Origin of the sequence: Pseudomonas sp. MIL19 (assembly GCF_028680365.1) — a bacterium.
Classification (GTDB): Bacteria; Pseudomonadota; Gammaproteobacteria; order Pseudomonadales; family Pseudomonadaceae; genus Aquipseudomonas; species Aquipseudomonas spirodelae.
In genome coordinates this window covers 1-24002 of record NZ_JAPPVG010000014.1, presented here as the reverse complement: position 1 = coordinate 24002, position 24002 = coordinate 1, and the positions used below count along the sequence as shown (strand labels likewise).

Here is a 24002-nt window from a genome sequence, read left to right as displayed (position 1 = left end):
TGCGCGCCACGTAACCCACCAACAATGACTAACGCTAAGAACACACGGTGGGTTACGCCGCTGCGCGGCTAACCCACCCTACGGGACCCTGCCCCGGCGCTACAGCTTGTTAAACAGGTTAAGGCCGCTGACTTTCACGTAGCTTTGCTGCGCGGCTTCGAGGATTACGGTTTGAAAGGCCAGCCGCGACAAGGCTTCAGCGTAATCCAGCTCACGCAGCTCGGCTTGTACCGATTTATTGACCAGGCCGACGTCATCGTTATCCGTCTGGGTAGTTTCCACCACGTTCAAGCGGGCGCCAATTTCACCACGCACGCTGTCCACGGTGGTCATCCCATGATCAAGGTTAGTAATCGCAACCGCTACCGCATCACCAACCTGAAAGCCACTGGCTGGCCCCTGCAAACTGGTCTTTAGCTGAGCAATGGTGTCGAGGATGCCTCGTTTTTGCTGAGTGGCGTCGACAGTGAGCTGCACGGTTTCCCCCCCCACTGGTACACCCGAGAATTTCAGCGTGACGCCACGAAATACCAGAGTATCGGCTTTGTCCGGATCAGCATCCAGGGTACCGCCGCCATCGGGAAAGGGTGTATCACCTACCGTATAGGGCGCCCCGTAGACCGCATAGTTGTTCTGGTTAGGCGCACCGGCGAAGACCACTACAACACCGCCATTCGGAAATGGGTTGGCTCCGGTAAAGGCCACTTCGTCCTGCACCAAGGGCTTGGAGACTTCCAGGGTAGAACCTGCTGGAAAGGGCGGCGCAGCAGGATTCAGCTGCAGGCGCCCCGCGTTAATTACGTTTTCAAAGGTTTTCTTGCCGTTATCACTAATCGGTACGCTCAATGAGCTGGCAATTTGCAATTTGCGCTGGCCTTCGTCGCCTTGGTAACTGTAACTGCCATCGGCCTCACGAACGAAGGGCTGGGTTTTGCCCTGAAAGCCTGCAAACAAATATTCGCCCCGTGCGTTGCGGGTGTTCATCAACCCTAGTAATTCGTCTTCACGCTCGCCCAGTTCGGCCGCGATGGATTCGCGATCGGCTTGACTCAAGGCGCCGTTTCCGGCCTGCACCGCCAGTTCGCGCACACGTTGCAATACGGTGTTGACCGAGTTGAGGGTGACTTCCTCCTGCGCCAGGCCGTTTTTTGCCGCTGTGAGGTTCTCTTTGTATTGGCCTAGGACGTTTTGCTGTTGCTCCAATTGCAGCAGGCGCACCGAAGCAACCGGGTCATCCGCAGGAGTCAAAATACGATTGCCGGTGCTGATCTGCTCCTGCGTGCGGATGGCGTTGGCGTAGTTTTTTTGCAGGCCTTGCACACCGTTGTTAAATGCCTGAATGGTGGAGATGCGCATGTTGGAGCCTCGTGTAGCAATCCGGTGTTTGGCCGCTGCTAGCCGCCATATACCCTAACTCTCTGCCGGGGTTAGAGGATTGTTCTGCACGCGCCGTAAAGCGGCGCGCGTTTATCTGAATGTATTGATCAGGGTATCGAACAAAGAGCGCGCAACTTGAATGACCTGGGCCGACGCGTTGTAGTACTGCTCGAATTTGATCAAGTTGGCGGCCTCTTCGTCGAGGTTGACCCCTGACAGCGAGTCACGGTTATCGGTGGCTTGCTTAAGGATCGCCCCGGTGGCCTCGCTGTCTTGCCGCGCTTGGGCGGTCAGGGTGCCGACACGCTCGACCATGTCACCATAACCGTCGGTAAAGCTGACGCCCGTACCGATACCCGTAACCGTTGGGTCAACGCCGACGGTTTGCTTGTTCTGCAGGTCGGCAAGCTTTAGGGCGTTGCGGTTGTCGGAAACGCCATTTTGGTTAAATGACAAATTGAAATCGTCACCAGTGGCCGGCCGCCCACTGACCCCCACCTCAAAACGATAGGTTTCACCAGATGCACCGGTATAGGCCAGGTGAATCGTGTTATTGGTGCCCGAGGCTATGGTTGGACTGGCAATTGCGTTGCCATCTGCATCCACAAACTGCCAGGCAGCGCCGCCATCTTGGGCCAGGGTATAAGTCCCAGTCACACTATCGAACGTGGCCTCAAGATTGAGGTCGAGGCCGCTCAAATCATTAAAAATGATCGGTTTAGGGCCGCTTACCAGATTAGGCTGACCAATGACGCCGGTACCAACGTTTTGTAAGTTTGCCTCGCTACGCACGGGTGCGGCAAAGGCCAACTGATCAGGCTGATCCAGCGTGGTACTGATGCTGGTGGCGCCTCGCCGGGTGGGTTGTAACAGGTATTTATCGTCTGAGTTCGGCACATCGTTTAGCACCACTTCAAACCCTTGAACGCGGCCTTTTTGATCCGTAAAAGTCAGCGTCACCGGATAGTCTGTCAACGGGTTGGGGCTGGGCGTGGGGTTAATACTCATCAGCTCGCCATCACTTAAGCGACGTGCGCTGTAGCTGCCGCCAACGTACTCAAGCCGATAGTCGCTGGTGGTCAGCACGCTGGTGTCGGTGATATTCAACGCGGGCTGCACGCTACTGGTATTGGTCGAGAACGCGCGGGCGCGCAAGCTGGCCAGCGCTGAATCATTGAAGTCGCCAAACAGCGCCGTGCCTACTTGCCCTTTTAGGTCCAAGCCCTGCCCCAACTGAGTGTTGACCTGATCCGTCACAGCCAAGGCCAAACGCCCGAGTGAGTTGAGCGTTGGGTCAAGGCTATCGGCGCGGTAACGGATCAAACCGCCCAACTCACCACCGGTTAGCAACGACGTGACGCCTTGGCGCGAGCCACCGCTGACAAATTCCACCTCAGAACGGGTCGGGTCGCCCTGCCCTGGCACCACTTGCAGACTGTTGCTCTTGCTACCGACCACCAGCGGCTGGCCGGAGCCAACGAACAGGTTGATGGTGTTGTCATCCTGCGGCACAGCCGTCACACCAATAAAGGTGGAGAGTTGGCGGATGGCTTCATCACGGCCGTCCAGCAGGTCATTGGGCTGTGCACCGTTAGCGCCGGCAATGGCGATGGCGTCGTTATAGCTGGCAATCGATGTAGCCAAGCGGTTGACCTGATCGGTGACCGCCGACATCTGTTTATTGATGAACTGATTTTGATCGTTGATGCGGTCGTAGACCGTATTAAACCGCTTAGACAGGCCTTCCGCTTCAGACAGTACAAGTTGGCGCGCGGGGATATTCGCAGGGTCTTCGGCAGCTGTCTGCAACGCCGAAAAGAGCTTTTGCAGTGCCGGCGTAATGCCCGTGGTAGAACCTGCAAGCAGCGAGTCAAGTTGTTCGATCTGGCTTTTATAGGCACTCACGTCGCTGCTCAGCGCAGTGCTGCTACGAACCTGGGCGCTCAGAAATTCGCTGTAACTACGACGCACATCCACCAAGGTGGTGCCTGAGCCGATAAAGCCAGCACCACTGAACTGAGGGTTACGCGTAGCCTGTACGGTGTCTTGGCGCGAGAAGCCGGGCGTGTTGACGTTGGTGATGTTATGGCCCGTGACTGCCAGCGAGGTTTTGTTCGCGGACAGGCCGGACAGGCCAATATTGAGGAGGTCAGCCATGATTCATCATCCGCTGGTGGACGGCGTGCTAACGGCCGCAACTGTTTGATAGGTCTGCATCTGCCGCGCTATCTGGGCGATCTTGCGGGCGTATTGCGGGTCTGTGGCGTAGCCGGCTTTTTGCAACTCGCGGGCGAATTGCTCAGGCTTGTCGGTGGTGGCCAGGGCCTTCTCGTAACGGCCGTTGCCCTGCAGGAAGCTCACGTAATCTTCAAAACTGTGGGCATAGGACTCGTAGGCGCGGAAGGTCGCCGCTTCTTTAACCGCCTTGCCGCCCTTGAATTCAGTGGTCAACACGCGCGCCGAGTCGCCTTCCCAGGTGTTGTGGGTTTTGATGCCAAACAGGTTGTGGCTGCTGGAACCGTCCTGCTGACGAATAATTGACTTACCCCAACCGGTTTCCAACGCGGCCTGAGCCACGAGATAGCGCGGATCGACGCCAATCTTGTCAGCGGCCTGTTCGGCCATCGGCAACATGGCCGCAATAAATTCATCTTTCGAACCAAACGCGGCCTTGCTCGGTGCCAGTGGCGGCTGGGCAATGCGGCGACCGGTGATGGCGTCCGTACCGCTCAAGCCCTGCGCAGTATCGGCGGGCGCGGCGAAAGCTTTAGCCGGGATCCAGTTGTTCTGCGCCAGCGGCTGGCTATCGGCAGCCGCCGTTGGCGGCACGATGCCGGCGAGCAAACGGTCGGTAAGTTTGCCCGGCAGCGACAAGCGCCGCTGGTTGAGCAGCGAGCTGTCATCGCGGCTGCTCTCGACGTTAGCCAGTGGTTTGCTCGGGGCGCTTGGCACCGGCTCATTGACCTGGGCAAAGGGGTTGGGGCGGGTGTCGGCAGCTTTAATTTGCGACATCTGGCGCACCAGCACATCGGCCAGGCCAATACCGTTCTGGTGGTTGGACAAGGTGACCGACAGCTGCTGGTCGTGCATGTCCTGGTAGGTTTTGCTCTCGTTGCTGTTCATGAAGTTGCCTTCACCGAACGCCTCGTTAGCCGAGCGCATGGCTTTGAGCATTTCATTGAGAAACAGCGACTCAAATTCTTGAGCGACTTTTTTGATGTTCTTTTCGCTGTCGCCACCAACCTTGAACTGCTGCAAACGGCCCAAGTCGTTATAGGCACCGCTGTCTACGGCGCTTTGGCCGCCAAGCAAGCCCGCTGAGAGTCGAGAGTCCATCGCCTGCCCTCCTCTTAAATCACAATCAGGTCAGCCTGTAGAGCGCCGGCTTGCTTGAGCGCCTCCAGGATGGCCATAAGGTCGGAAGGCGAAGCGCCAACCTGATTCACCGCGCGGACGATTTCATCCAGCGTGGTCCCAGGACCGAACTTGAACATGGGTTTTAGTTCCTGATCAGCATTGACCTTGGAGCGAGGCACCACGGCCGTCTGACCACCGGAAAGGGCTTCGGGCTGGCTGACAATCGGGTCTTCAGTAATGGTCACGGTGAGGCTGCCGTGGGTCACGGCGGCAGGCTGCACTCGAACATTCTGACCAATGACGATGGTGCCCGTGCGCGAGTTGATGATGACCTTGGCCACCGCCTGGCCGACCTCGACTTCAAGGTTTTCCAGAATCGACAGGTAGTCCACCCGCTGACCGGGATCGAGCGGCGCGCTGACGCGAATCGAGCCACCGTCGACGGCTTGGGCTACGCCTGGGCCGAGCAATTCGTTGATGTGATCAACAATATTCTTAGCGGTGGTGAAGTCTGGACGATTGAGGTTAAGCGTAAGCGTGTTGCCCTGATCAAAACCGCTCGGCACCGGCCGCTCGACCGTCGCACCACCGGGAATGCGCCCCGCGGACGGCACGTTGACGGTGATACGCGAGCCGTCGCCGCCTTCGGCATCAAAACCACCGACCACCAGGTTGCCCTGGGCGATGGCATATACGTTACCGTCGATACCTTTAAGCGGGGTCATCAGCAGGCTGCCACCGCGCAGGCTCTTGGCGTTACCAATGGAGGACACGGTGATGTCGATGGTCTGCCCAGGCTTGGCGAACGCCGGCAGGTCAGCATGGATCGATACCGCCGCGACGTTCTTCAGCTGTACGTTGCCGCCTTGCGGCACCTTGATACCGAACTGCGCCATCATGTTGTTGAAGGTCTGCACGGTGAAGGGCGTCTGGGTGGTTTGGTCGCCGCTGCCATTAAGCCCCACCACCAGGCCGTAGCCAATCAATTGGTTGGTGCGCACGCCCTGGATGCTGGCCAGGTCTTTAAGCCGTTCGGCCTGAGCCAGTGAAGCCAGCAACAGCGCAGCGGCGGCAATCAGGTATTTGCTCAGCGTCATGTTGACCATCCTCAGAACGGCCACATTGGGCTAAGGAAGAAACGGCTCATCCAGCCCGGTTGCGAGGCATCGGCAAAGGCACCGGTGCCCGAGTAGGTAATACGCGCGTCGGCAATCCGGGTCGAAGACACGGTGTTGTCAGTGGCAATATCATCGGCGCGCACCAGGCCGGCAATCCGCACCAACTCATCGCCGGTATTGAGGGTCATCCACTTTTCACCGCGTACCAGCAGGATGCCGTTGGGCATCACTTCGGCCACCGAGACGGTGATCGAGCCGGTCAGGCTGTTGCTCTGCCCCGCAGCCCCTGAACCGTCAGCCGAACGCGTGGCATCAAAGCTGGCATCCAGCCCCAGGTTGTCATTGGTCATGCCCAAGGCACCAATACCGGCCAATGGGTTTTTTGGCGACACGGCCATACCGAACAGATTAGGCACGCCCAAATTAGCCGAGCTGTCTTTGCTGATCTGACTGCTGCTGTTCTTGCTGGCCTGGGTGCGCTCATTCAAGGTGATGGTGATGATGTCGCCGACCCGATAAGCCTTGCGGTCACTGAACAGACCATTCTCAAACCCGGCCTGATAAATCGAGCCATTGTTCTGCGCGGCGGGCAGCGGAGTGCGTGGCATGACCGGCGCGTAATAGGGATCGTCCGGCTTAGGCGCGGGCGCCATGCAGCCGCTCAAAGCCAGAGGGCCAAGCAGTGCACTTATGATGATCAGCCGGTTCATATCGATTACCTCAGATGTTGCATTCTGCTGGGTGAAGATCTTGGTGAATTACGCCGCTACGCGTCTAACCCGCCCTACGCCATTAAAGATTTTGCGAAATAAAGCCGAGCATCTGGTCCGCAGTGGAAATGACTTTTGAGTTCATTTCATAGGCGCGCTGGGTGGTGATCATGTTCACCAGCTCCTCGACCACGCTGACGTTGGAATTTTCCAGGGTGTTCTGCAGCGTGGTGCCCAAGCCGTTCAAGCCCGGGGTACCGACCTGCGGCGCGCCGCTGGAAGCGGTTTCCAGGAACAGGTTGTTGCCGATCGCTTCCAGACCCGCTGGGTTGATAAAGTCGGCGGTCTGCAGGTTGCCAACAATCTGTGGTTGCGGATTGCCAGAAGTTGTCACCGACACGGTGCCATCTTCGCCCACGGTAAAGGTGCGCACCTCGTTGGGCAGTACGATGGCGGGCTCCAGCGCATAACCGTTGGAGGTCACCACTTGGCCATCGGAGTTGAGGTGAAAACTACCGTCGCGGCTATAGGAGACGGTGCCGTCGGGCAGCAACACCTGGAAGAAGCCACGGCCGTTAATCGCCATGTCCAACGGCTGCTCGGTGGTTTGCAGGCTGCCGGCGGTAAAGATTTTCTGCGTGCCGACCACGCGAACACCGGTACCCAGCTGCAAACCAGAGGGCAACTGGCTGTCCTGGCTGGACTGGCCGCCGGGTTGACGGCGGATCTGATACAGCAGGTCTTCAAACTCGGCGCGATCACGTTTAAAGCCGGTGGTCGAGACGTTAGCCAAGTTGTTGGAAATGGTGGTCAGGTTCATGTCCTGAGCGGACAAACCCGTCTTACTTACCCACAGTGCCGGAAGCATATCGATTCTCCTCGGGCGTCGATTTACCGACGCCACGTGCTGGTAATTAGGTCATCTGCAAGACGCGCGCCATGGCCGACGAATTGTCTTCGGCGGTGCGCATCATCTTCACTTGCAGCTCGAATTGGCGGGACAACGAGAGGATCGCCGTCATCTCCTCCACGGCATTGACGTTGCTTGATTCGAGAAAGCCCGAGGTAATTTCCGTGGTGGCGTCGGCCAGCACCGGGCCTTGGCCCTTGAAGCGGATCAGGCCGTCAGTGCCCTTTTCCATCTGCTTAAGATCTGGGTTGACCAGTTTTAAGCGATCGACCTCAGCCAGCACATTGGGCGCTTCACCGAGGGCACGAATACTGATGGTGCCGTCTTTACCGATTTCGATTTTCTGCTCAGGCGGAACTGCAATCGGCCCGGCGTTGCCCATCACCGGCAAACCGTTGCCGGTGCGCAGCACACCGAGGGCATCGACGTTCAAGCTGGCCGTACGCACGTAGGCTTCAGTGCCATCGGGGGCCTGCACTGCTAGCCAGCCTTTGCCGCCCACGGCCACATCCAGATCACGCCCGGTTTCCTGCAACGAGCCTGGGGTGAAGTCGGTGCCGGGACGCTCACTCATGGCATAGACACGCGACGGTAAACCGTCACCAAAGATCGGCATGGAACGCGCCTGTTCAAAATCCCGGCGAAAACCATTGGTGGTGATGTTTGCCAGATTGTTGGCGTGGGCACGCTGGGCCAGAGTGTTGTTGTGGGCACCAGTCATGGAAACGTACAGCATCTTGTCCATGGTTATTCTCCGAGTTGGGCGTGTCGCCCGCTGCTCTATACAAGGTATAAAGCAATGCCTATGCCAGCATCCAAAAAATATTTATAAACCATTGATAAATATAGACTTTAAAAATAAAAAGGCTCCATAAAGGAGCCTTTTAAAAACCGCAGCGGCGTATTTTTGCCGCCCGTGCCAGACATTTGCCTGGCGCAGGCAAGGCTTATCAACGCAGGTTGATAATGGTCTGAGTAATCGCGCTCTCGGTTTCGATGGTTTTAGCGTTGGCCTGGTAGTTGCGCTGAGCGACGATCAGGTTGACCAGCTGGTCGGACAGCTCGACGTTGGAGTCTTCTAGGGCGCCAGCCTGCAGCGAGCCCAAAGTACCGCTGCCTGGTGGGTTTCGCACCGGTTCACCTGATTCGAATGACTGTACCCACTGGGTTTTACCGACCGGCGTCAAACCCTGCACGTTGGCGAAGTTGGCCAGAATCACCTGCCCCTGCACCTTGGACTGACCATTGGTGTAGCGCGCAAAAATCACTCCGGTTTCATCGATTTCCAGCCCTGCCAGCTCGCCAGTGGTGTAACCATCCTGACTGACGCGGTTGACCGCGAAAGCGCTGGAAAACTGGGTAGAACCACGCATGTCAAAGGTAAAACCACCTGGATTACTTTGCGCTCCATTGAGCGACCAGCCTGTGGGTGAGCCTGTATCCGGCGCAGCCGGGTTCCAGGTACCAATAGTAAATTGCCCTGCTGGAGTTATCGCGGGCCCTGTGGTCGGAGGGACCGCTGTGATATCAGTAATTTGCGCCAATGCACTGATCTGCCCGGCCGCATCGAAATTCAACTGATAGCGGTCCGGCTCAGTGCCCGCTGGTACTGCGGCAGCCGGGTTGGACGGACTGCGACCGTCGATCAGAATATTCATCTGCCACTGGTTCGAAGCGTCCTTGACGAAATACTGCGTCAGTACGTGGGCGTTACCCTGAGTGTCATAGATATTGGTCGAGGTCGACGAGTTATAGGTAGTCGGATCGCCCGGGTCGAACGGCGTATTGGTTGGGCTCGCGAGGGTTGAGTTAAGGTTGAAACCCTGAGAAATACTGGTGGTGGCCTTGGGCTCCTGGCTTGCAGTCTGCACTTGCAGGTTGCCGACCACACCCTGCTGCAGCACGCCATTGGCATCAGTGGTATAGCCCTGCAGGTTATAGCCGAAGTTGTCGACGATAAAACCCTCGCGGTCCGTACCAAAATAACCGGCACGGGTATAACTCAAGGCACCATTGTTGTTTACCTGGAAAAAACCATTGCCATTGATCGCCAGGTCCAGCGCGTTCTGCGTGTAATTGATGTTGCCCTGATTGAACAGCTGCGACACATCACCCAGCAGCACACCACTACCCTGAGGGTTCTTACCAGTGCCCAATACCGATGAGGCATAGACATCAGCAAACTCGGCACGCGACTGTTTGAAGCCTGCAGTGCCGGCGTTGGCAATGTTGTTACCGGTCACATTGAGGTCGCTGGTGGCAGCACGCAGGCCGCTAAGGCCTATGTTGAAACTCATGGAAGACTCCTTTGCCGGACAGCCGGCCGCATAAACCTGTTAATTACTGACCGATAACCTGCACTTGCGACAACGGCACACTGCCGAGTCCCGCCAGGTTCAACATCAACTCGCTGCCGCCAAGGACTACGCTATCAACGTTGGCCGGCAGCATGGTGTAAAGCCCCTTTGCCTCGCCGTCATAGGTAGCCTGCGCTTCGAACTTGTAGGTGCCGGGCGGCATCAGATTGCCGCTGCTGTCCTTGCCATCCCAAATAAAGCTGACATTACCGGCCTGCTGTTCGCCCAGGTTGACCCGCGAAACCACCGAGCCGGAAGCGTCGTATACATTCACGTAGACGTTGCTGCTGCTGACAGGCAGAACAAGGCTTGCCTTAAAGCTTTCACTGGTATCAACCACTGCCTTATCCGTAGGCACGATGACCTTGCGCCCGACCAGCGAAGACGCCTGCAGGGCCTGGGATGACTGATAGCCACTGACCAAGGAGCCCATACTGGTGTTGAGCTTCTCGATCCCCTCAACCTGACTGAACTGCGCCAACTGGGCGATAAACTCGCCATTACCTTGTGGCTCAAGCGGGTTCTGGTTGTTCAATTGCGCAACGAGCAAGTTGAGGAACTCATTTTTACCAAGTTCTTTTTTGCCGCCCGTTTCAGCTTTGATCTGGTATTGATCCAGCCCACTCGCGCTAACGCCACCAACAGTACTCATAAGTTCGTGCTCCTAATCCGGTGGCTTACTGACCCAAGGTCAATACGCGCTGCATCATCTGCTTGGCGGTGTTCATCATTTCAGTGTTGGTCTGAAAGGCCCGGCTGGCGGAAATCATGTCGGCCATTTCTTCCACCACGTTGACGTTGGGGTAGTACACGTAGCCGCCCTCATCGGCCGCCGGATGGTTCGGCTCATAGCGCGGCATCAGACTGCTTTGATCCTCGACCACACCCAGCACCTGTACGCCAGCGCCGGCATTGTCCTGCTCTGCAAACAACGAACCCCGATCACCGCCTTGCGCTGACTGATACACGGTGGCGAACACCGGATGCCGCGCGCGATACGTCTGATCAATACTTGAAGAGACCGTCTCAGCGTTGGCGATGTTGCTGGAAATGGTGTTCAGGCGAGTGCTCTGAGCGCTCATACCCATTCCGGCGATGTTGAAAACACTGGTAAGTGACATAGCTTCAGGCTCCTATTAATCGCCGCGCAGGGCGCTGACCAGCCCTTTGAATTTGCTGTTGAGCAGAGTGAAACTGGCTTGGAACTGCACCGAGTTCTCTGCGTAATTGGATTGCTCGATTTGCAGGTCGACGGTGTTCTGATCAATCGAGGCCTGCATCGGCATGCGGTACGCCAGGCTGGCATCGCTGAGCGTCACGCCGTCAGCAGGGATATGCTGACTATTGGTTCGATTCAGGCTGGTCGCGCCGCGCTGGCTCTGGGAACTTTGCTCCGCCAACACGCTAGCGAATTGCAGATCACGCGCCTTGAAGTTAGGCGTGTCGGCGTTGGCGATGTTATTGGCCAGCACCTCGGCACGCTGGGTGCGAAAGCCGAGTGCCTTTTCGTGTATGCCGAGTGCCCGATCGAAACTGATGCTCATGGTCAGAAACCTTTGCCAATTGGCGTAGTTGTTTTCCGTGCATGAGCATAAGCAAAGGCTGTGCCACTTAACCTTTCACTTATTTATCAATGATTTAATCAAGAAACCGGTCGTTACAGGCGGCAAAGCGGCAAAGGCTTTCCGCCCATAGGCATGCCAGCGGCAATCACGCCCCGCCCTTTGCCCCCACCCGGCAAATACAAACGGCGCAGGCCGATAAACGCCAGGAACGATGTTTGATCGATAGATCTCGGACAGAGCTTTCCCCAGACCAATGCCACGATGCAGCGATCTTAAAGGCTCAGCCCCCTCAGCCGAGCAAGGTCCGTACAGCGCGAGAAGTGAAGCAGGCCTGTCGACGACCACCGTTTGTCAGCCAATTACACACATTTTTGACAAGCATTCTCATTATCATTAGTATCCTCCACACGAACCACTGCCCAACCACGAGCCTTAACTATGTACGTCTGTCTCTGCGAAGGTGTAACTGACGGTCAGATCCGCGAAGCCATCTATGAGGGCTGCTGCAGCTACCGTGATGTCCGTGCGGCACTCGGCGTTGCCAGCCAGTGTGGCAAGTGCGCCTGCCTAGCCAAGCAAGTGGTACGCGAAACGTTAAGTGATGTGCAAAGCAGTCAGGCAGTCATGGCCTACCCAGCCAGCTTTAGCGCCGCCTGATCGACCGCGTGAAAAAGAACCGGACCTTGCGTCCGGTTTTTTTATGGCTGTAATTCAATGCCTTAGCAGCAAGATGCAGAACTTAAGCATTCTTACTCAGATTGGATTTAACTTTGAATTCAGGCACTTAGGTTTGACAGCCTAAAACCCTCAGCCCAGAATCAAGCGCTAACTCCCCTGCAAGGCAGACGCAGACATGAAAGGCGACAAGAAAGTCATTCAGCATCTGAACAAGATCCTCGGCAACGAGCTGGTCGCGATCAATCAGTACTTCCTGCATGCACGCATGTATGAGGACTGGGGCCTGAAGAAACTCGGCGAGCATGAGTACCACGAGTCTATCGACGAGATGAAGCATGCGGACAAGCTGATCAAGCGCATCCTCTTCCTCGAAGGCCTGCCTAATCTGCAAGACCTCGGCAAAATCCTGATCGGCGAGAATACTCAGGAAATGCTCGAGTGTGACCTGAAGATCGAACACAAGGCACACGTCGACCTGAAAGCGGCGATTGCCTACTGCGAAAGCATCGGCGACTACGCCAGCCGCGAATTACTGGAAGACATCCTCTGCTCCGAAGAAGAGCACATCGACTGGCTAGAAACTCAACTCAGCCTGATCCAGTCGGTAGGCCTGCAGAACTACCTGCAGTCGCAAATGGACGAATAAACATCCGCGCAATAAACAAAAAACCCCGCCAAGTGCGGGGTTTGTTGTTTATGCAATGCCTGCTTACGCGTCGGCTTTTTGCACAGCATCTTTGATCAGGGTCTGCAGCTCACCCTTGTCGAACATTTCCGCCATGATGTCGCTACCGCCGACCAGCTCACCGCCGACCCACAGTTGCGGGAAAGTTGGCCAGTTAGCGTATTTCGGCAGGTTGGCGCGAATTTCCGGGTTTTGCAGGATGTCGACGTAGGCGAATTTTTCACCACACGCCATTACAGCCTGTGCAGCCTTGGAGGAAAAGCCGCACTGCGGAGCGTTCGGCGAGCCTTTCATGTACAGCAGAACGGTGTTGGCGGCGATCTGCTCTTTGATGGTTTCGATGATATCCATTGGGCACCTCAGGACTTAACTTTCCGACTCTCGGGTCGGCGCGGTGGCGCATTGTAGCGAAAAGCCGAGCGCAATGCTCGGCCTTCCCTACCGCGCCCATGGCCGACTAAACCCTATCAGGCGGCTTCCACCTGCACCGGTACGCCGTTGAGCGCGGCATTACCGGACAGGCTGTCGAGCTGCCGTTCATCGGTCAGGTCGTTGGCACTGGCGCCCAGTTGTGCGCTGGCAATTGCCATCTGCACGCCAGGCCGCGCATGTCCCCAGCCATGTGGCAGGCTGACCACGCCGGCCATCATTTCGTCGCTGGCGGCGACTTCGACCTCAATCTCTCCAACCCGCGAGCGCACCCGCACCCGCTGGCCATCGCTTAGCCCGCGCTGTTGCAAGTCCGCGGGGTGCATCAACAGCTGATGGCGCGGCTTACCTTTCACCAACCGGTGGTAGTTGTGCATCCAGGAGTTATTGCTGCGCACATGACGACGGCCTATCAACAGCAACTCATCAGTCTTGGCCACCGGCTGCGCGGCAAAACGTAGCAGGTCGGCCATGATCACCGCCGGCGCGGCCTGCACCTGCTGATTGCCGGTTTTCAGCCGTGCGCCCAGGTTTGGCTTGAGTGCACCCAGGTCGAGGCCATGCGGATGCTCACGCAATCTCGCCAGGGACAGTTTATGGGCTGACTGGTCACCGTAAGCCCCCATACGCAGGCCCATGTCGATCATCTGCTCAGGCGCCAGGGTCGGCTTGAGCTCCAGGCCATTCTTGCCGGCAAACGCCTTAGCCAGGCCAATGAAAATTTCCCAGTCATGCAATGCATTGGTGGGTTTGGCCAGAACAGCCTCGTTAAACCGAGTGACGTTGCGCACGGCGAACATATTAAAGGTGGTGTCGTAGTGGTCGTGCTCCAACGGCCCGGTCGGCGGCAGGATCAAATCGGCATAGCGGGTGGTTTCGTTGATATAGAAGTCGATGCTGAGCATAAACTCCAAGCCCTCCAGCGCTTGCTCCAACTGGCGACCATTGGGCGTGGACAGCACCGGATTACCGGCCACCGTCACCAGTGCGCGGACCTGCCCTTCGCCGGCGGTAAGCATTTCCTCAGCGAGGGCAGACACCGGTAATTCACCGCCGTACTCCGGCAAACCAGATACCCGGCTCTGCCAGCGGTTGAAATGCCCGCCCGAAGTCGAGGCCACCAGGTCCACAGCCGGTTCAGTACAGAGCACCCCGCCCACCCGGTCGACGTTGCCTGTCACAAGGTTGATCAACTGCACCAGCCACTGACACAAGGTGCCAAAGGCTTGGGTCGATACGCCCATACGGCCGTAGCACACCGCCGACTCAGCGGCGGCAAAGTCGCGGGCTAACTGGCGAATCGTCGCCGCAGGCACGCCGCAGCGTGCGCTCATGGCTTCGGCGCTAAAGCCGGCAATGGCCTGACGCACCTCTTCTAATCCGCTGACGGCCAAGTGGCTACTGCGCCCCAGGTTTTCCTCAAACAAGGTATTGAGCAGGCCGAACAACAGCGCGGCATCCTGCCCAGGACGCACGAATACGTGCTGGTCGGCAATCGCGGCAGTTTCACTGCGTCGCGGATCGACCACAACCAATTTGCCACCCCGCTTCTGAATGGCTTTCAGGCGTTTTTCCACATCGGGCACGGTCATGATGCTGCCATTAGAGGCCAGCGGGTTACCGCCCAGGATCAGCATAAAATCGGTGTGGTCGATGTCCGGAATCGGAATCAGCAAGCCATGGCCATACATCAAATGACTGGTCAGGTGATGCGGCAGTTGATCAACCGAGGTGGCGGAGTAGCGGTTGCGGGTTTTCAACAAGCCGAGGAAATAATTGCTGTGGGTCATCAGGCCGTAGTTATGCACGCTCGGGTTGCCCTGATACACCGCTACAGCGTTTTTCCCGTATGCGGCCTGGACCGCGCTGAAGCGTTCGGCTACCAGCTCGAAGGCTGCGTCCCAGTCAATTGCCTGCCACTCGCTACCCACGCGACGCATCGGCTGACGCAGGCGGTCGGGATCACTCTGAATATCTTGTAGGGCCACCGCTTTGGGGCAGATATGACCGCGACTGAAGGTGTCTTGAGGGTCGCCCTTGATCGAGCGGATCTGCGTGGAGCCATCAAGCTGGGTTTCAGTTTCAATGGTCAGGCCGCAAATGGCCTCGCAGAGATGACATGCACGGTGGTGGAGGGACTTGCTCATGGCCTGGCCTCTTGTTCTGATTCGAAACGACCGCACAGGTCGCCAGAATCGAACTATGGTGCCGGCCAAAGAAAGGCACCAGTAGGCTTTGTCTTATGAATCGGCGGGCATCATGCCCACCGATTCACTAAAGCGTCGAGACCTTAACGGATCGAAGTGACAGTACCTTTGTTACCAGTCACTTTGACGTTAACGGTTTTGTATACGAAGTAGTCCTGCACATTAACTTCGTAACGCGGGGCGACGATCACGTCAGCACCCGAAGCCTTGACCGCTTTGTATGCAGCTGCGGATTTGGCGGAAGCAACCGGGTCAAGACCCAGCGCAAAACCACCTTCGCCACCACCGTAGGTTACGCCGTCGGCGAACTGGGTATCACCACCGAACTTGATCACGCTGAACAGAATGTTCACCGAAGACTCACCCGAGATGGTTTCACCCACTTTCACGTCTGCTTTCAGGCCTGTTTCAACTGCGCCGCCCAGCGGCAGAGTTGGTTGGCTGACGTTCTGGCTGGCACAGCCGGTCAGCAGGGCAAAAGCAGAGATAGCGGCGATAGATGCAAAATGTTTCATATGAAACTCCGTTTCATAAACGTTCCATGGACACCCCGTTGCGGGGCAATGCATTGCCTCGGAAAGGCGGGCGCATCCTAATTTCCAGGCATTTCGAGTTCAACCACAGATGTCGTTTTTATGACATCTCTCACAACGATTATGGGTTCAGGCTTACAAATCGAATAACGCTGGTGTAACCGCGAGTGGTTTGCGCCTGCTCGCCATTTACTTATAAGATCGCGCCTTCCCCGTTTCGTCGCATGGTGCGGCCCTAAGCCGTAGGTTCTGCCGTTTCTTCTATTTCACTCGGCCCTTGAACCTGCGCCTCGCTGTCAAAAGGTAGTTAACGATGAGCGCAAGACACTTTCTCTCGCTGATGGATTGCACCCCCGATGAGCTGGTGGGGCTGATCCGCCGAGGCATGGAGCTCAAGGACTTGCGTAACCGCGGCGTGCTGTTCGAGCCGCTGAAAAATCGCGTGCTGGGTATGATTTTTGAGAAGGCTTCGACCCGTACCCGCCTGTCGTTCGAAGCCGGGATGATTCAGCTCGGCGGCCAGGCGATTTTTCTGTCGCCGCGCGACACCCAACTGGGTCGCGGTGAGCCGATTGGCGACGCGGCTATTGTCATGTCGCGCATGCTCGATGCGGTGATGATCCGCACCTTTGCCCACAGCACCCTGACCGAATTTGCGGCCAACTCGCGGGTACCCGTGATCAACGGCCTGTCCGATGACCTACACCCCTGCCAGTTGCTGGCCGACATGCAAACCTACCAGGAGCAGCGCGGCAGCATCAAAGGCAAAACTGTGGTGTGGATCGGCGACGGCAACAACATGTGCAACTCCTATATAGAAGCAGCCATGCAATTCGATTTCCAATTGCGCGTAGCGTGCCCTGCAGGTTACGAACCGAGCGCCAGCTTGTTGGCACTGGCTGGCGAGCGCGTACAAGTGCTGCGTGACCCTGCACTGGCGGTTGTCGGCGCCCACTTGGTCAGCACCGATGTCTGGGCCTCCATGGGCCAGGAAGAAGAAGCCGCCGAACGCATGCGCCAGTTCAAACCCTACCAGGTCACACGCGCCCTGCTCGATGCTGCGGCCGATGACGTGCTGTTCCTGCACTGCCTGCCAGCGCACCGCGGCGAAGAAATCAGCGAAGATTTGCTCGATGACCCACGCTCAGCGGCCTGGGATCAGGCAGAGAACCGCCTGCATGCGCAAAAAGCGCTGCTCGAATTTTTGGTTGAGCCGGCGTACCACCACGCATGAATCCAGCCCTGCTAACCCTGCGCGAACTGAGCTGCGGCTACCCTGATCATAAAGTGGTGCAGCACCTTAACCTGCACCTGAATGCGGGGGATATCGGCTGCTTACTCGGCCCTTCTGGCTGCGGTAAGACCACCACGCTGCGCGCTATTGCCGGTTTTGAACCCGTGCTGGAAGGCGAGATCCAGCTGGCCGATCAAATCATCTCCAAAACGGGCTACACCCTAGCGCCGGAAAAACGTCGGATAGGCATGGTCTTCCAGGATTACGCCTTGTTCCCGCACCTCAGCGTGGCGGAGAACATCACCTTCGGCATCCGTAAGCAGCCGAACTGTGAGCGCATTACCGGTGAGCTACTGGAGATGGTCAAGCTCAGTCATCTGGCGAAACGCTATCCACATGAACTCTCAGGCGGCCAGCAACAGCGCGTCGCCCTGGCCCGTGCGCTGGCACCGGAGCCGCAGCTACTGCTGCTCGACGAGCCCTTCTCCAACCTTGACGGTGAATTGCGTCGGCGCTTGAGCCATGAAGTGCGCGACATCCTCAAGGCCCGCGGCACAAGCGCGATTCTGGTCACCCATGATCAGGAAGAGGCCTTTGCCGTTAGCGATCAGGTGGGCGTATTCAAGGAAGGCAAACTGGAGCAGTGGGACACCCCGTTCAACCTTTACCACGAACCGCTCACCCCCTTTGTCGCCAGCTTCATCGGCCAGGGCTATTTCATTCGCGGGCAGATGCTCAGCCCAGAAGCCGTGCAAACCGAACTGGGGTTAATTCGTGGTAACCGTGCCTACACCTGGCCCGTCGGTAGCGCCGTGGATGTTTTGCTGCGCCCGGATGACATCATTTACGACCCAGATAGCACGCAAAAAGCGTTAATTGTCGGCAAAACCTTCCTCGGCGCAGCCACCCTGTATCGCCTGCAACTGCCAACAGGCAGTCAGCTGGAAGCGATTTTCCCCAGCCACGCCGACCACCAACCTGGGCAGCAGGTTGGTATTCGCGTGGAAGCTGATCACCTGGTGGCGTTTGCGGTGCCCGGCAGTATTGCCACGCAGGCCAGCCTGGGCGAATCGGGTGTACGCCGCTACAGCAGCGACAGCTAATCAGCGCACGGCAGCAAGAGCCGGCCACTGGCGACCATAACCGCCTGGCCGGCAATCTTTACCCGCTCCCCCGCCAGCTCACAATGCAACTCGCCACCGCGCGCAGAACATTGGTAAGCACTCAGGGCATTCTTGCCGAGTTGCTCGGCCCAATAAGGCGTGAGAATGCAGTGGGTCGAGCCGGTGACCGGGTCTTCATTGATGCCGATGGCAGGCGCAAAGTAGCGCGAGACAAAATCGTGCAGCTCACCGGGCGCGCTGATCAACAGGCCCAGCCCCGGCAATTTCGCCAGCACGGCCATGTCGGGCTGACAGGCCCGCACAGCCGCCTCACTGGGCAATATCGCCAGGAGTTCCTGAATACCCGGCCCTTCATGCAACGCCAGCACACGCTGCACGGGTAGACCCAGGGCCTGTTCCACCTCTGCGCGCAGCTCACAGGACTGGGCCCGACGCACAGGGAAATCCAGCACCAGCCTGGCGCCTGCGCGACTGACTCGCAGCGCGCCGGACAAGCAGGTGAAGTTGATCACCTCACCCGGCTCGTCATATTGCTCAAATAGCACATGGGCCGCCGCCAGGGTGGCATGACCGCACAGCGGCACTTCAGCAGACGGGGTAAACCAGCGGATATGCCAGGCCGCGCCCTCCTTCACCACAAACGCGGTTTCCGCCAGGTTATGCTCGGCGGCAATCTGCTGCATCAGGGCATCATCAAGCCAACTGTCTAAGCGATAGACCATCGCCGGGTTGCCACTGAAGGCGCGCTGGGCGAAGGCATCAATCTGGTAAAAGTCGAGCTGCATAAAACCACCCCCATCATTTAGTCATGCCCAAGCATGCCGCAAACAGCCACGCGAACGCCGCTACAGCCGGACATGAAATGGGCCGTACAGCACAACCAAGGGGTCAATCGTTTCGACACAGGCCCGGCGGCGAACCGGGCCTGCATAAGGGGAGTTAGCTCTCGCTGCGCACCCGGGTCACTGCATCCAGCCAACCGTCATACAGCTTGCTGCGATGGCTATCGGCCATGCGCGGCTCGAAACGCTGCTGACGGTGCCAGTGTCGGGCGATGCTTGCCAGGTCCGTATAGATCCCGGCCTGCAGGCCGGCCAAATAGGCGACGCCCAGCGCGGTGGTTTCAGTGACTTCAGGGCGCTCAACTGGCACACCCAGGATGTCGGCCAAGAACTGCATAACCCAATTGTTCTCCACCATGCCGCCATCCACCCGCAGTGCGCTGGGCTCTACAGCGCCGTCCTGGCGCATGGCTTCGAGCAGGTCCCGGGTCTGGTAGCACACCGATTGCAGCCCAGCAGTGACGATCTCCTTAATCCCAGTATCGCGGGTCAGGCCGAATATCGCGCCACGGGCTTTCGGGTCCCAGTACGGCGCACCGAGGCCGGTAAAGGCTGGCACCAGGTACACCCCGCAGGCATCGCCAGTCTGCTCGGCCAGCGCTTCAGTATCGCGGGCGTGACTGATTAGCTTGATGCCATCACGCAGCCACTGCACGGCGGCACCGGCGACGAAGATACTGCCCTCCACTGCATAGGTGACCTGGCCATTCAAGCGATAGCCAACCGTGGTGAGCAGGCGATTCTTCGAGGTTACCGGCGTGCTGCCGGTGTTCTGGATCATGAAACAACCCGTGCCATAGGTGCTTTTCACCATGCCTGGCTCAAAGCAGGCCTGACCGATCAACGCGGCCTGCTGATCACCGGCCATGCCTAACACCGGAATAGAGGCGCCGAGCAGGCTGGCGTCGGTAGTGCCGAAATCAGCGGCGCAGTCGAGCACTTCAGGCAACAGACTGGCGGGAATTTCAAACAGCTTGAGCAGCTCTTCATCCCACTGTTGGGTATGGATGTTGAACAGCAAGGTGCGCGAGGCGTTGCTGGCATCGGTCTTGTGCGACTTACCACCGGTCAAACGCCACAGCAGGAAAGAATCCACGGTGCCGAAACGCAGCTCACCGCGCTCGGCCCGCTCACGGGCACCGGGGACTTTGTGCAGGATCCAGCGCAGCTTGGTGGCGGAGAAATACGGGTCGATCAACAGGCCGGTTTTGGCCGCCACCGCCGCTTCATGGCCGGCGTCCTTAAGCTCAGCGCAGTAATCAGCGGTGCGTCGATCCTGCCAGACAATCGCCGGGTGGATCGGCGTACCGGTCTGCGCATCCCACACCAACGTGGTTTCACGCTGATTGGTGATACCGATCGCCGCCACATCACTGGCACGCAAACCGCACTGCTTAAGCGCCTCACGGCAAACCTTGAGGGTGCTCAGCCACAGCTCTTCACCGTCATGTTCAACCCAGCCATCCTGAGGAAAATACTGTTTGAACTCCTGCTGCGCGCGCGCCACGGGTAGCCCCTGGGCACTGAACACAATGGCACGACTGCTGGTAGTGCCTTGGTCGATAGCAAGCAGGTAATGAGACATGCGAGTTTCCTTGTTCTTATTAGGTGGTAGAGCGGGATGCTAGGCGCGGCCAATGGGCGCAAACTGCGCCTGCGTCAGTTGCGCCAGCACAGCGGGCTCGAGCTGCACTTCCAGCCCGCGCCGCCCGGCACTGACGTAGAGGCTGGGCAGCTGTTGAGCAGACTCGTCGATAAAGGTACGCAGCCGCTTCTTCTGCCCCAGCGGGCTGATACCGCCGAGCAAGTAACCGGTGGCCCGTTGCGCCGCAACCGGGTCTGCCATATCGGCTTTCTTAACGCCTGCAGCCTGAGCCAGCGCTTTCAAGTCTAGCGTGCCCACTACGGGCACCACCGCGACCAACAACTCACCCTTCTCACTGGCGGCCAGCAAGGTTTTGAACACCTGAGCAGGTGGCAGATTGAGCTTTTCCGCCGCTTCCAACCCGTAGGAAGCGGCCTTGGGGTCGTGGTGGTAACTGTGCACCTGATGCACCGCTTTGGCTTTTTTCAGCAGATCAATGGCTGGGGTCATGTTCGAATGTGAAAACAATCTGAAAAATTTGGCGTACCTTAGCCGAAAAAGCGGTCTATGGCAGTTATTAACGTCGCACAGCAAAGGCCTGCAAGGTAACCGCTGTGGATGCATGGCCGTTAAAAATGATCAGGAATCATTTTTAACGTCGCGCAGCGACGACCCGTAGGGTGGCCGCCATGGATGGTGGCCATAACATTCACCCGAGCCAGTCTATAATGCCGCGCACTCTCAAGGAGCCCTTATGACCCTGCCGCCCCGCCAACACGATATTCTCGAGCTTGCCCGCGAGCGCGGCTATGTCAGCATTGACGAGTTGGCTCAGGCCTTTGCTGTGACGCCGCAAACCATTCGTCGCGACATCAACCAGCTCGCCGAGCAGGGTTTACTGCGCCGCACCCACGGCGGCGCTGCGAGTGAAAGCTCAAGCATCCAGAACACCGCTTACAGCATGCGGGCCGGTCTGATGCGCGATGAGAAGCAGCGCATCGCCGCCGCCGTCGCCGCGCAGATCCCCGACCACGCCTCGCTGTTTATCAACATCGGCACCACCACAGAGGCGATTGCCCGTGAGTTGCTGGGGCACAAAGGCCTGAAAATCATCACCAACAACCTGCACGTGGCGGCTCAGCTCAGCACCAAAGCCGACTTCGAAGTGCTACTGGCCGGCGGCACGGTGCGCAGCGATGGTGGTGTAGTGGGCCAGGCGGCGGTGGATTTTATCCAGCAATTCAAGGTCGACTTCGCTCTGGTCGGCATCAGCGGCATCGATGAAGACGGTAGCCTGCTCGACTTCGACTATCAGGAGGTGAGGGTCTCCCAGGCCATCATCAGTAACGCCCGCCAGGTGTTTTTAGCCGTCGACTCGAGCAAGTTCGGCCGTAATGCTGTGGTGCGTTTAGGCTCAATCGCGCTGGTCGATCGGCTGTTCACCGATGCAGCCCCCTCTATTGCAGTCAACCGTCTGCTGGCCGAACACAAGGTGCAGCTCGACCTGGTGTAAGCCAACACTCCTACGTTGAACATCGACGACCACTGGGCGCGAAAGCGCATTGCGGGGTGGCGAAGCTGTGCATATTCGACTAGCATATTTTCGAAAGTGAACATTAAAAGTTCAATACTGACTTTCGGTGCCCTTATGCCTACTCGTCTCGCCAGCCACACGCCACTCGCTGAAGTCTATGACCTTGCCGTGATCGGCGGAGGCATCAATGGTGTCGGGATCGCCGCCGATGCAGCTGGGCGCGGTTTGTCCGTGTTCCTTTGTGAAAAAGACGACCTGGCGCAGCACACCTCATCGGCCAGCAGCAAGCTGATCCATGGCGGCCTGCGCTACCTTGAACACTACGAGTTTCGCCTGGTACGCGAAGCATTGGCCGAGCGCGAAGTACTGCTGAACATGGCGCCACACATCGTCAAACCCATGCGCTTTATCCTGCCGCATCGCCCCCACTTGCGGCCGGCCTGGATGATCCGTGCAGGGCTGTTCCTCTACGACCACCTGGGCAAACGCGAGCAACTGGCAGGATCACGTAGCTTGCGCTTCGGCGCGGGCAGCCCACTGAAAGCTGAGATTAGCCGCGGTTTTGAATATTCCGACTGCTGGGTCGACGATGCCCGCCTGGTGGTACTCAATGCCATGGCCGCCCGCGAAAAAGGCGCGCATGTGCATAGCCGTACCCGTTGCGTTAGCGCCCGACGCAGCAAAGGCCTGTGGCATATCCACCTGGAGCGCAGCGACGGCAGCCTGTTTTCGATTCGCGCACGCGCACTGGTCAACGCCGCCGGCCCTTGGGTGGCGCGCTTTATCCGTGAAGACCTCAAGCAGGAATCGCCGTACGGCATTCGCCTGATCCAGGGCAGCCATATCGTCGTGCCGCGCCTGTTCGAGGGCGAGCAGGCGTACATCCTGCAGAACGAAGACCGCCGTATTGTCTTCGCCATTCCGTATCAGGAGCGCTTCACCCTGATCGGCACCACGGACCGCGAATACCAAGGCGACCCAGCCAAGGTGGCGATCAGCACAGAAGAAACCGATTACCTGTTGAACGTGGTCAACGCCCACTTCAAAAAGCAGTTAACCCACGACGACATCCTGCACACCTATGCTGGCGTGCGCCCATTGTGTGACGACGAATCAGATGACCCGTCGGCGGTCACCCGCGACTACACCTTGTCACTCTCCGGCCACCCTGGCGAAGCGCCGCTGCTGTCAGTGTTCGGCGGCAAGCTCACCACCTACCGCAAGCTGGCTGAGTCGGCACTGGCGCAACTGGCGCCCTTCTTCCCGAAGATGGGCCCACGCTGGACGGCCAGCAGCCTGCTGCCTGGAGCCGAACAACTGGACAGCCAAAGCGGTTTGATCGAAGCGCTGTGCGCCCGTTTTGACTGGCTGCCCACCTCGCTGGCGCGGCGCTGGGCCAGCAGCTACGGCAGCCGCAGCTGGATAATGCTCAAGGGCGTGAGCAGCCTCGACGATCTAGGTGAGCACCTCGGCGGCAGCCTCTACACCCGTGAAGTCGATTATTTGTGCCAAGAAGAATGGGCCGTGCAGGCCGAGGATATTCTCTGGCGACGCAGCAAGCTGGGCCTGTTCACCACGGCGTCGCAGCAAGCCAAACTCGACAGCTACCTGCAGGTCGAGTCCGCCCGCAGCCCCCAAGCGGCACCCGTGCTCTGAGCCGTTTGAGGGATAAATTACAGCATCGAGTAGGAGGCAGATTCACATCTGCCGTCCTCTCACACCACCGTACGTACGGTTCCGTATACGGCGGTTCAGGT

Annotated in this window: 23 protein-coding genes; 6 read left to right on the top strand and 17 right to left on the bottom strand. The window is 58.1% G+C overall.

Annotated elements, in window-relative coordinates; translation table 11 throughout:
* Positions 1 to 99: 99 nt before the first annotated feature.
* The 11 genes from flgL to flgB all read right to left on the bottom strand — a co-directional run bounded on the left by flgL (position 100) and on the right by flgB (position 11373).
* Positions 100 to 1356: a flagellar hook-associated protein FlgL gene (flgL, locus tag N1078_RS11430; protein WP_274088303.1), complete on the bottom strand. Its 1257-nt coding sequence runs from the start codon at positions 1354 to 1356 to the stop codon at positions 100 to 102.
* Positions 1357 to 1467: 111 nt separating this feature from the next.
* A complete protein-coding gene (gene flgK, locus N1078_RS11425) occupies positions 1468 to 3534 on the bottom strand; it encodes a flagellar hook-associated protein FlgK (protein ID WP_274088302.1) in 2067 nt (688 codons plus the stop codon).
* Between the two features lie 6 nt (positions 3535 to 3540).
* Complete coding sequence (flgJ, locus tag N1078_RS11420) at positions 3541 to 4713, bottom strand: flagellar assembly peptidoglycan hydrolase FlgJ (protein ID WP_274088301.1); 1173 nt, start codon at positions 4711 to 4713, stop codon at positions 3541 to 3543.
* Positions 4714 to 4727: 14 nt separating this feature from the next.
* Positions 4728 to 5831, bottom strand: a complete 1104-nt coding sequence (locus N1078_RS11415; RefSeq protein WP_274088300.1) for a flagellar basal body P-ring protein FlgI — start codon at positions 5829 to 5831, stop codon at positions 4728 to 4730.
* Positions 5832 to 5842: 11 nt separating this feature from the next.
* A complete protein-coding gene (gene flgH / locus N1078_RS11410) occupies positions 5843 to 6562 on the bottom strand; it encodes a flagellar basal body L-ring protein FlgH (protein ID WP_274088299.1) in 720 nt (239 codons plus the stop codon).
* Positions 6563 to 6644: 82 nt separating this feature from the next.
* Positions 6645 to 7430, bottom strand: coding sequence for a flagellar basal-body rod protein FlgG (gene flgG, locus N1078_RS11405; RefSeq protein WP_274088298.1), 786 nt, complete (start codon positions 7428 to 7430; stop codon positions 6645 to 6647).
* A gap of 46 nt (positions 7431 to 7476) precedes the next feature.
* On the bottom strand, positions 7477 to 8217 hold the full coding sequence (locus tag N1078_RS11400; protein WP_274088297.1) for a flagellar basal body rod protein FlgF: 741 nt from the start codon (positions 8215 to 8217) through the stop codon (positions 7477 to 7479).
* Positions 8218 to 8422: 205 nt separating this feature from the next.
* Positions 8423 to 9769 carry a flagellar hook protein FlgE gene (flgE, locus tag N1078_RS11395; RefSeq protein WP_274088296.1) on the bottom strand — a complete coding sequence of 449 codons (1347 nt, stop codon included), beginning with the start codon at positions 9767 to 9769 and terminating at the stop codon, positions 8423 to 8425.
* Between the two features lie 43 nt (positions 9770 to 9812).
* On the bottom strand, positions 9813 to 10481 hold the full coding sequence (gene flgD / locus N1078_RS11390; protein ID WP_274088295.1) for a flagellar hook assembly protein FlgD: 669 nt from the start codon (positions 10479 to 10481) through the stop codon (positions 9813 to 9815).
* A 25-nt stretch (positions 10482 to 10506) separates the two neighbouring features.
* Positions 10507 to 10950, bottom strand: a complete 444-nt coding sequence (gene flgC, locus N1078_RS11385; RefSeq protein WP_274088294.1) for a flagellar basal body rod protein FlgC — start codon at positions 10948 to 10950, stop codon at positions 10507 to 10509.
* Between the two features lie 15 nt (positions 10951 to 10965).
* Complete coding sequence (gene flgB / locus N1078_RS11380) at positions 10966 to 11373, bottom strand: flagellar basal body rod protein FlgB (RefSeq protein ID WP_274088293.1); 408 nt, start codon at positions 11371 to 11373, stop codon at positions 10966 to 10968.
* 459 nt (positions 11374 to 11832) lie between these two features.
* On the opposite strand from flgB, the gene N1078_RS11375 reads away from it, so the two are divergent.
* Complete coding sequence (locus N1078_RS11375) at positions 11833 to 12051, top strand: bacterioferritin-associated ferredoxin (RefSeq protein WP_274088292.1); 219 nt, start codon at positions 11833 to 11835, stop codon at positions 12049 to 12051.
* A gap of 196 nt (positions 12052 to 12247) precedes the next feature.
* Positions 12248 to 12718, top strand: coding sequence for a bacterioferritin (bfr, locus tag N1078_RS11370; protein ID WP_274088291.1), 471 nt, complete (start codon positions 12248 to 12250; stop codon positions 12716 to 12718).
* 63 nt (positions 12719 to 12781) lie between these two features.
* Here the strand turns inward: bfr and grxD are convergent, their stop codons facing one another.
* The 3 genes from grxD to N1078_RS11355 form a co-directional block, all read right to left on the bottom strand.
* Positions 12782 to 13108 (bottom strand): Grx4 family monothiol glutaredoxin, encoded by a 327-nt coding sequence (gene grxD / locus N1078_RS11365; protein WP_274088290.1) that lies wholly within the window; start codon positions 13106 to 13108, stop codon positions 12782 to 12784.
* Between the two features lie 116 nt (positions 13109 to 13224).
* Positions 13225 to 15333 carry a molybdopterin oxidoreductase family protein gene (locus tag N1078_RS11360; RefSeq protein WP_274088289.1) on the bottom strand — a complete coding sequence of 703 codons (2109 nt, stop codon included), beginning with the start codon at positions 15331 to 15333 and terminating at the stop codon, positions 13225 to 13227.
* A 143-nt stretch (positions 15334 to 15476) separates the two neighbouring features.
* The gene (locus N1078_RS11355) at positions 15477 to 15908 is read right to left on the bottom strand and encodes a hypothetical protein (RefSeq protein ID WP_274088288.1); all 432 of its coding nucleotides are present in this window, start codon (positions 15906 to 15908) and stop codon (positions 15477 to 15479) included.
* Between the two features lie 331 nt (positions 15909 to 16239).
* Between N1078_RS11355 and argF the strand changes: the two genes are divergently transcribed.
* Positions 16240 to 17160 (top strand): ornithine carbamoyltransferase, encoded by a 921-nt coding sequence (gene argF / locus N1078_RS11350; protein ID WP_274088287.1) that lies wholly within the window; start codon positions 16240 to 16242, stop codon positions 17158 to 17160.
* Positions 17157 to 18263, top strand: a complete 1107-nt coding sequence (locus N1078_RS11345) for an ABC transporter ATP-binding protein (RefSeq protein ID WP_274088286.1) — start codon at positions 17157 to 17159, stop codon at positions 18261 to 18263. Before argF ends, N1078_RS11345 begins: the two co-directional genes overlap by 4 nt.
* Here N1078_RS11345 and N1078_RS11340 read toward each other — a convergent pair.
* The 3 genes from N1078_RS11340 to ybaK all read right to left on the bottom strand — a co-directional run bounded on the left by N1078_RS11340 (position 18260) and on the right by ybaK (position 21221).
* Positions 18260 to 19069 (bottom strand): PhzF family phenazine biosynthesis protein, encoded by an 810-nt coding sequence (locus N1078_RS11340; protein WP_274088285.1) that lies wholly within the window; start codon positions 19067 to 19069, stop codon positions 18260 to 18262. The genes N1078_RS11345 and N1078_RS11340 overlap by 4 nt on opposite strands.
* 154 nt (positions 19070 to 19223) lie before the next feature.
* Positions 19224 to 20711, bottom strand: a complete 1488-nt coding sequence (gene glpK, locus N1078_RS11335; RefSeq protein WP_274088284.1) for a glycerol kinase GlpK — start codon at positions 20709 to 20711, stop codon at positions 19224 to 19226.
* A 39-nt stretch (positions 20712 to 20750) separates the two neighbouring features.
* Positions 20751 to 21221, bottom strand: coding sequence for a Cys-tRNA(Pro) deacylase (gene ybaK / locus N1078_RS11330; RefSeq protein ID WP_274088283.1), 471 nt, complete (start codon positions 21219 to 21221; stop codon positions 20751 to 20753).
* 244 nt (positions 21222 to 21465) lie between these two features.
* On the opposite strand from ybaK, the gene N1078_RS11325 reads away from it, so the two are divergent.
* Both N1078_RS11325 and glpD read left to right on the top strand, forming a co-directional pair.
* The gene (locus tag N1078_RS11325) at positions 21466 to 22224 is read left to right on the top strand and encodes a DeoR/GlpR family DNA-binding transcription regulator (protein ID WP_274088282.1); all 759 of its coding nucleotides are present in this window, start codon (positions 21466 to 21468) and stop codon (positions 22222 to 22224) included.
* A gap of 135 nt (positions 22225 to 22359) precedes the next feature.
* Positions 22360 to 23901 (top strand): glycerol-3-phosphate dehydrogenase, encoded by a 1542-nt coding sequence (glpD, locus tag N1078_RS11320; protein ID WP_274088281.1) that lies wholly within the window; start codon positions 22360 to 22362, stop codon positions 23899 to 23901.
* Positions 23902 to 24002: the final 101 nt, after the last annotated feature.

Excerpts from the sequence above, each read along its gene's own strand:
- flgL (WP_274088303.1), bottom strand. The coding sequence starts at position 1,356 with ATGCGCATCTCCACCATTCAGGCATTTAACAACGGTGTGCAAGGCCTG.
- flgK (WP_274088302.1), bottom strand. The coding sequence starts at position 3,534 with ATGGCTGACCTCCTCAATATTGGCCTGTCCGGCCTGTCCGCGAACAAA.
- flgJ (WP_274088301.1), bottom strand. The coding sequence starts at position 4,713 with ATGGACTCTCGACTCTCAGCGGGCTTGCTTGGCGGCCAAAGCGCCGTA.
- N1078_RS11415 (WP_274088300.1), bottom strand. The coding sequence starts at position 5,831 with ATGACGCTGAGCAAATACCTGATTGCCGCCGCTGCGCTGTTGCTGGCT.
- flgH (WP_274088299.1), bottom strand. The coding sequence starts at position 6,562 with ATGAACCGGCTGATCATCATAAGTGCACTGCTTGGCCCTCTGGCTTTG.
- flgG (WP_274088298.1), bottom strand. The coding sequence starts at position 7,430 with ATGCTTCCGGCACTGTGGGTAAGTAAGACGGGTTTGTCCGCTCAGGAC.
- N1078_RS11400 (WP_274088297.1), bottom strand. The coding sequence starts at position 8,217 with ATGGACAAGATGCTGTACGTTTCCATGACTGGTGCCCACAACAACACT.
- flgE (WP_274088296.1), bottom strand. The coding sequence starts at position 9,769 with ATGAGTTTCAACATAGGCCTTAGCGGCCTGCGTGCTGCCACCAGCGAC.
- flgD (WP_274088295.1), bottom strand. The coding sequence starts at position 10,481 with ATGAGTACTGTTGGTGGCGTTAGCGCGAGTGGGCTGGATCAATACCAG.
- flgC (WP_274088294.1), bottom strand. The coding sequence starts at position 10,950 with ATGTCACTTACCAGTGTTTTCAACATCGCCGGAATGGGTATGAGCGCT.
- flgB (WP_274088293.1), bottom strand. The coding sequence starts at position 11,373 with ATGAGCATCAGTTTCGATCGGGCACTCGGCATACACGAAAAGGCACTC.
- N1078_RS11375 (WP_274088292.1), top strand. The coding sequence starts at position 11,833 with ATGTACGTCTGTCTCTGCGAAGGTGTAACTGACGGTCAGATCCGCGAA.
- bfr (WP_274088291.1), top strand. The coding sequence starts at position 12,248 with ATGAAAGGCGACAAGAAAGTCATTCAGCATCTGAACAAGATCCTCGGC.
- grxD (WP_274088290.1), bottom strand. The coding sequence starts at position 13,108 with ATGGATATCATCGAAACCATCAAAGAGCAGATCGCCGCCAACACCGTT.
- N1078_RS11360 (WP_274088289.1), bottom strand. The coding sequence starts at position 15,333 with ATGAGCAAGTCCCTCCACCACCGTGCATGTCATCTCTGCGAGGCCATT.
- N1078_RS11355 (WP_274088288.1), bottom strand. The coding sequence starts at position 15,908 with ATGAAACATTTTGCATCTATCGCCGCTATCTCTGCTTTTGCCCTGCTG.
- argF (WP_274088287.1), top strand. The coding sequence starts at position 16,240 with ATGAGCGCAAGACACTTTCTCTCGCTGATGGATTGCACCCCCGATGAG.
- N1078_RS11345 (WP_274088286.1), top strand. The coding sequence starts at position 17,157 with ATGAATCCAGCCCTGCTAACCCTGCGCGAACTGAGCTGCGGCTACCCT.
- N1078_RS11340 (WP_274088285.1), bottom strand. The coding sequence starts at position 19,069 with ATGCAGCTCGACTTTTACCAGATTGATGCCTTCGCCCAGCGCGCCTTC.
- glpK (WP_274088284.1), bottom strand. The coding sequence starts at position 20,711 with ATGTCTCATTACCTGCTTGCTATCGACCAAGGCACTACCAGCAGTCGT.
- ybaK (WP_274088283.1), bottom strand. The coding sequence starts at position 21,221 with ATGACCCCAGCCATTGATCTGCTGAAAAAAGCCAAAGCGGTGCATCAG.
- N1078_RS11325 (WP_274088282.1), top strand. The coding sequence starts at position 21,466 with ATGACCCTGCCGCCCCGCCAACACGATATTCTCGAGCTTGCCCGCGAG.
- glpD (WP_274088281.1), top strand. The coding sequence starts at position 22,360 with ATGCCTACTCGTCTCGCCAGCCACACGCCACTCGCTGAAGTCTATGAC.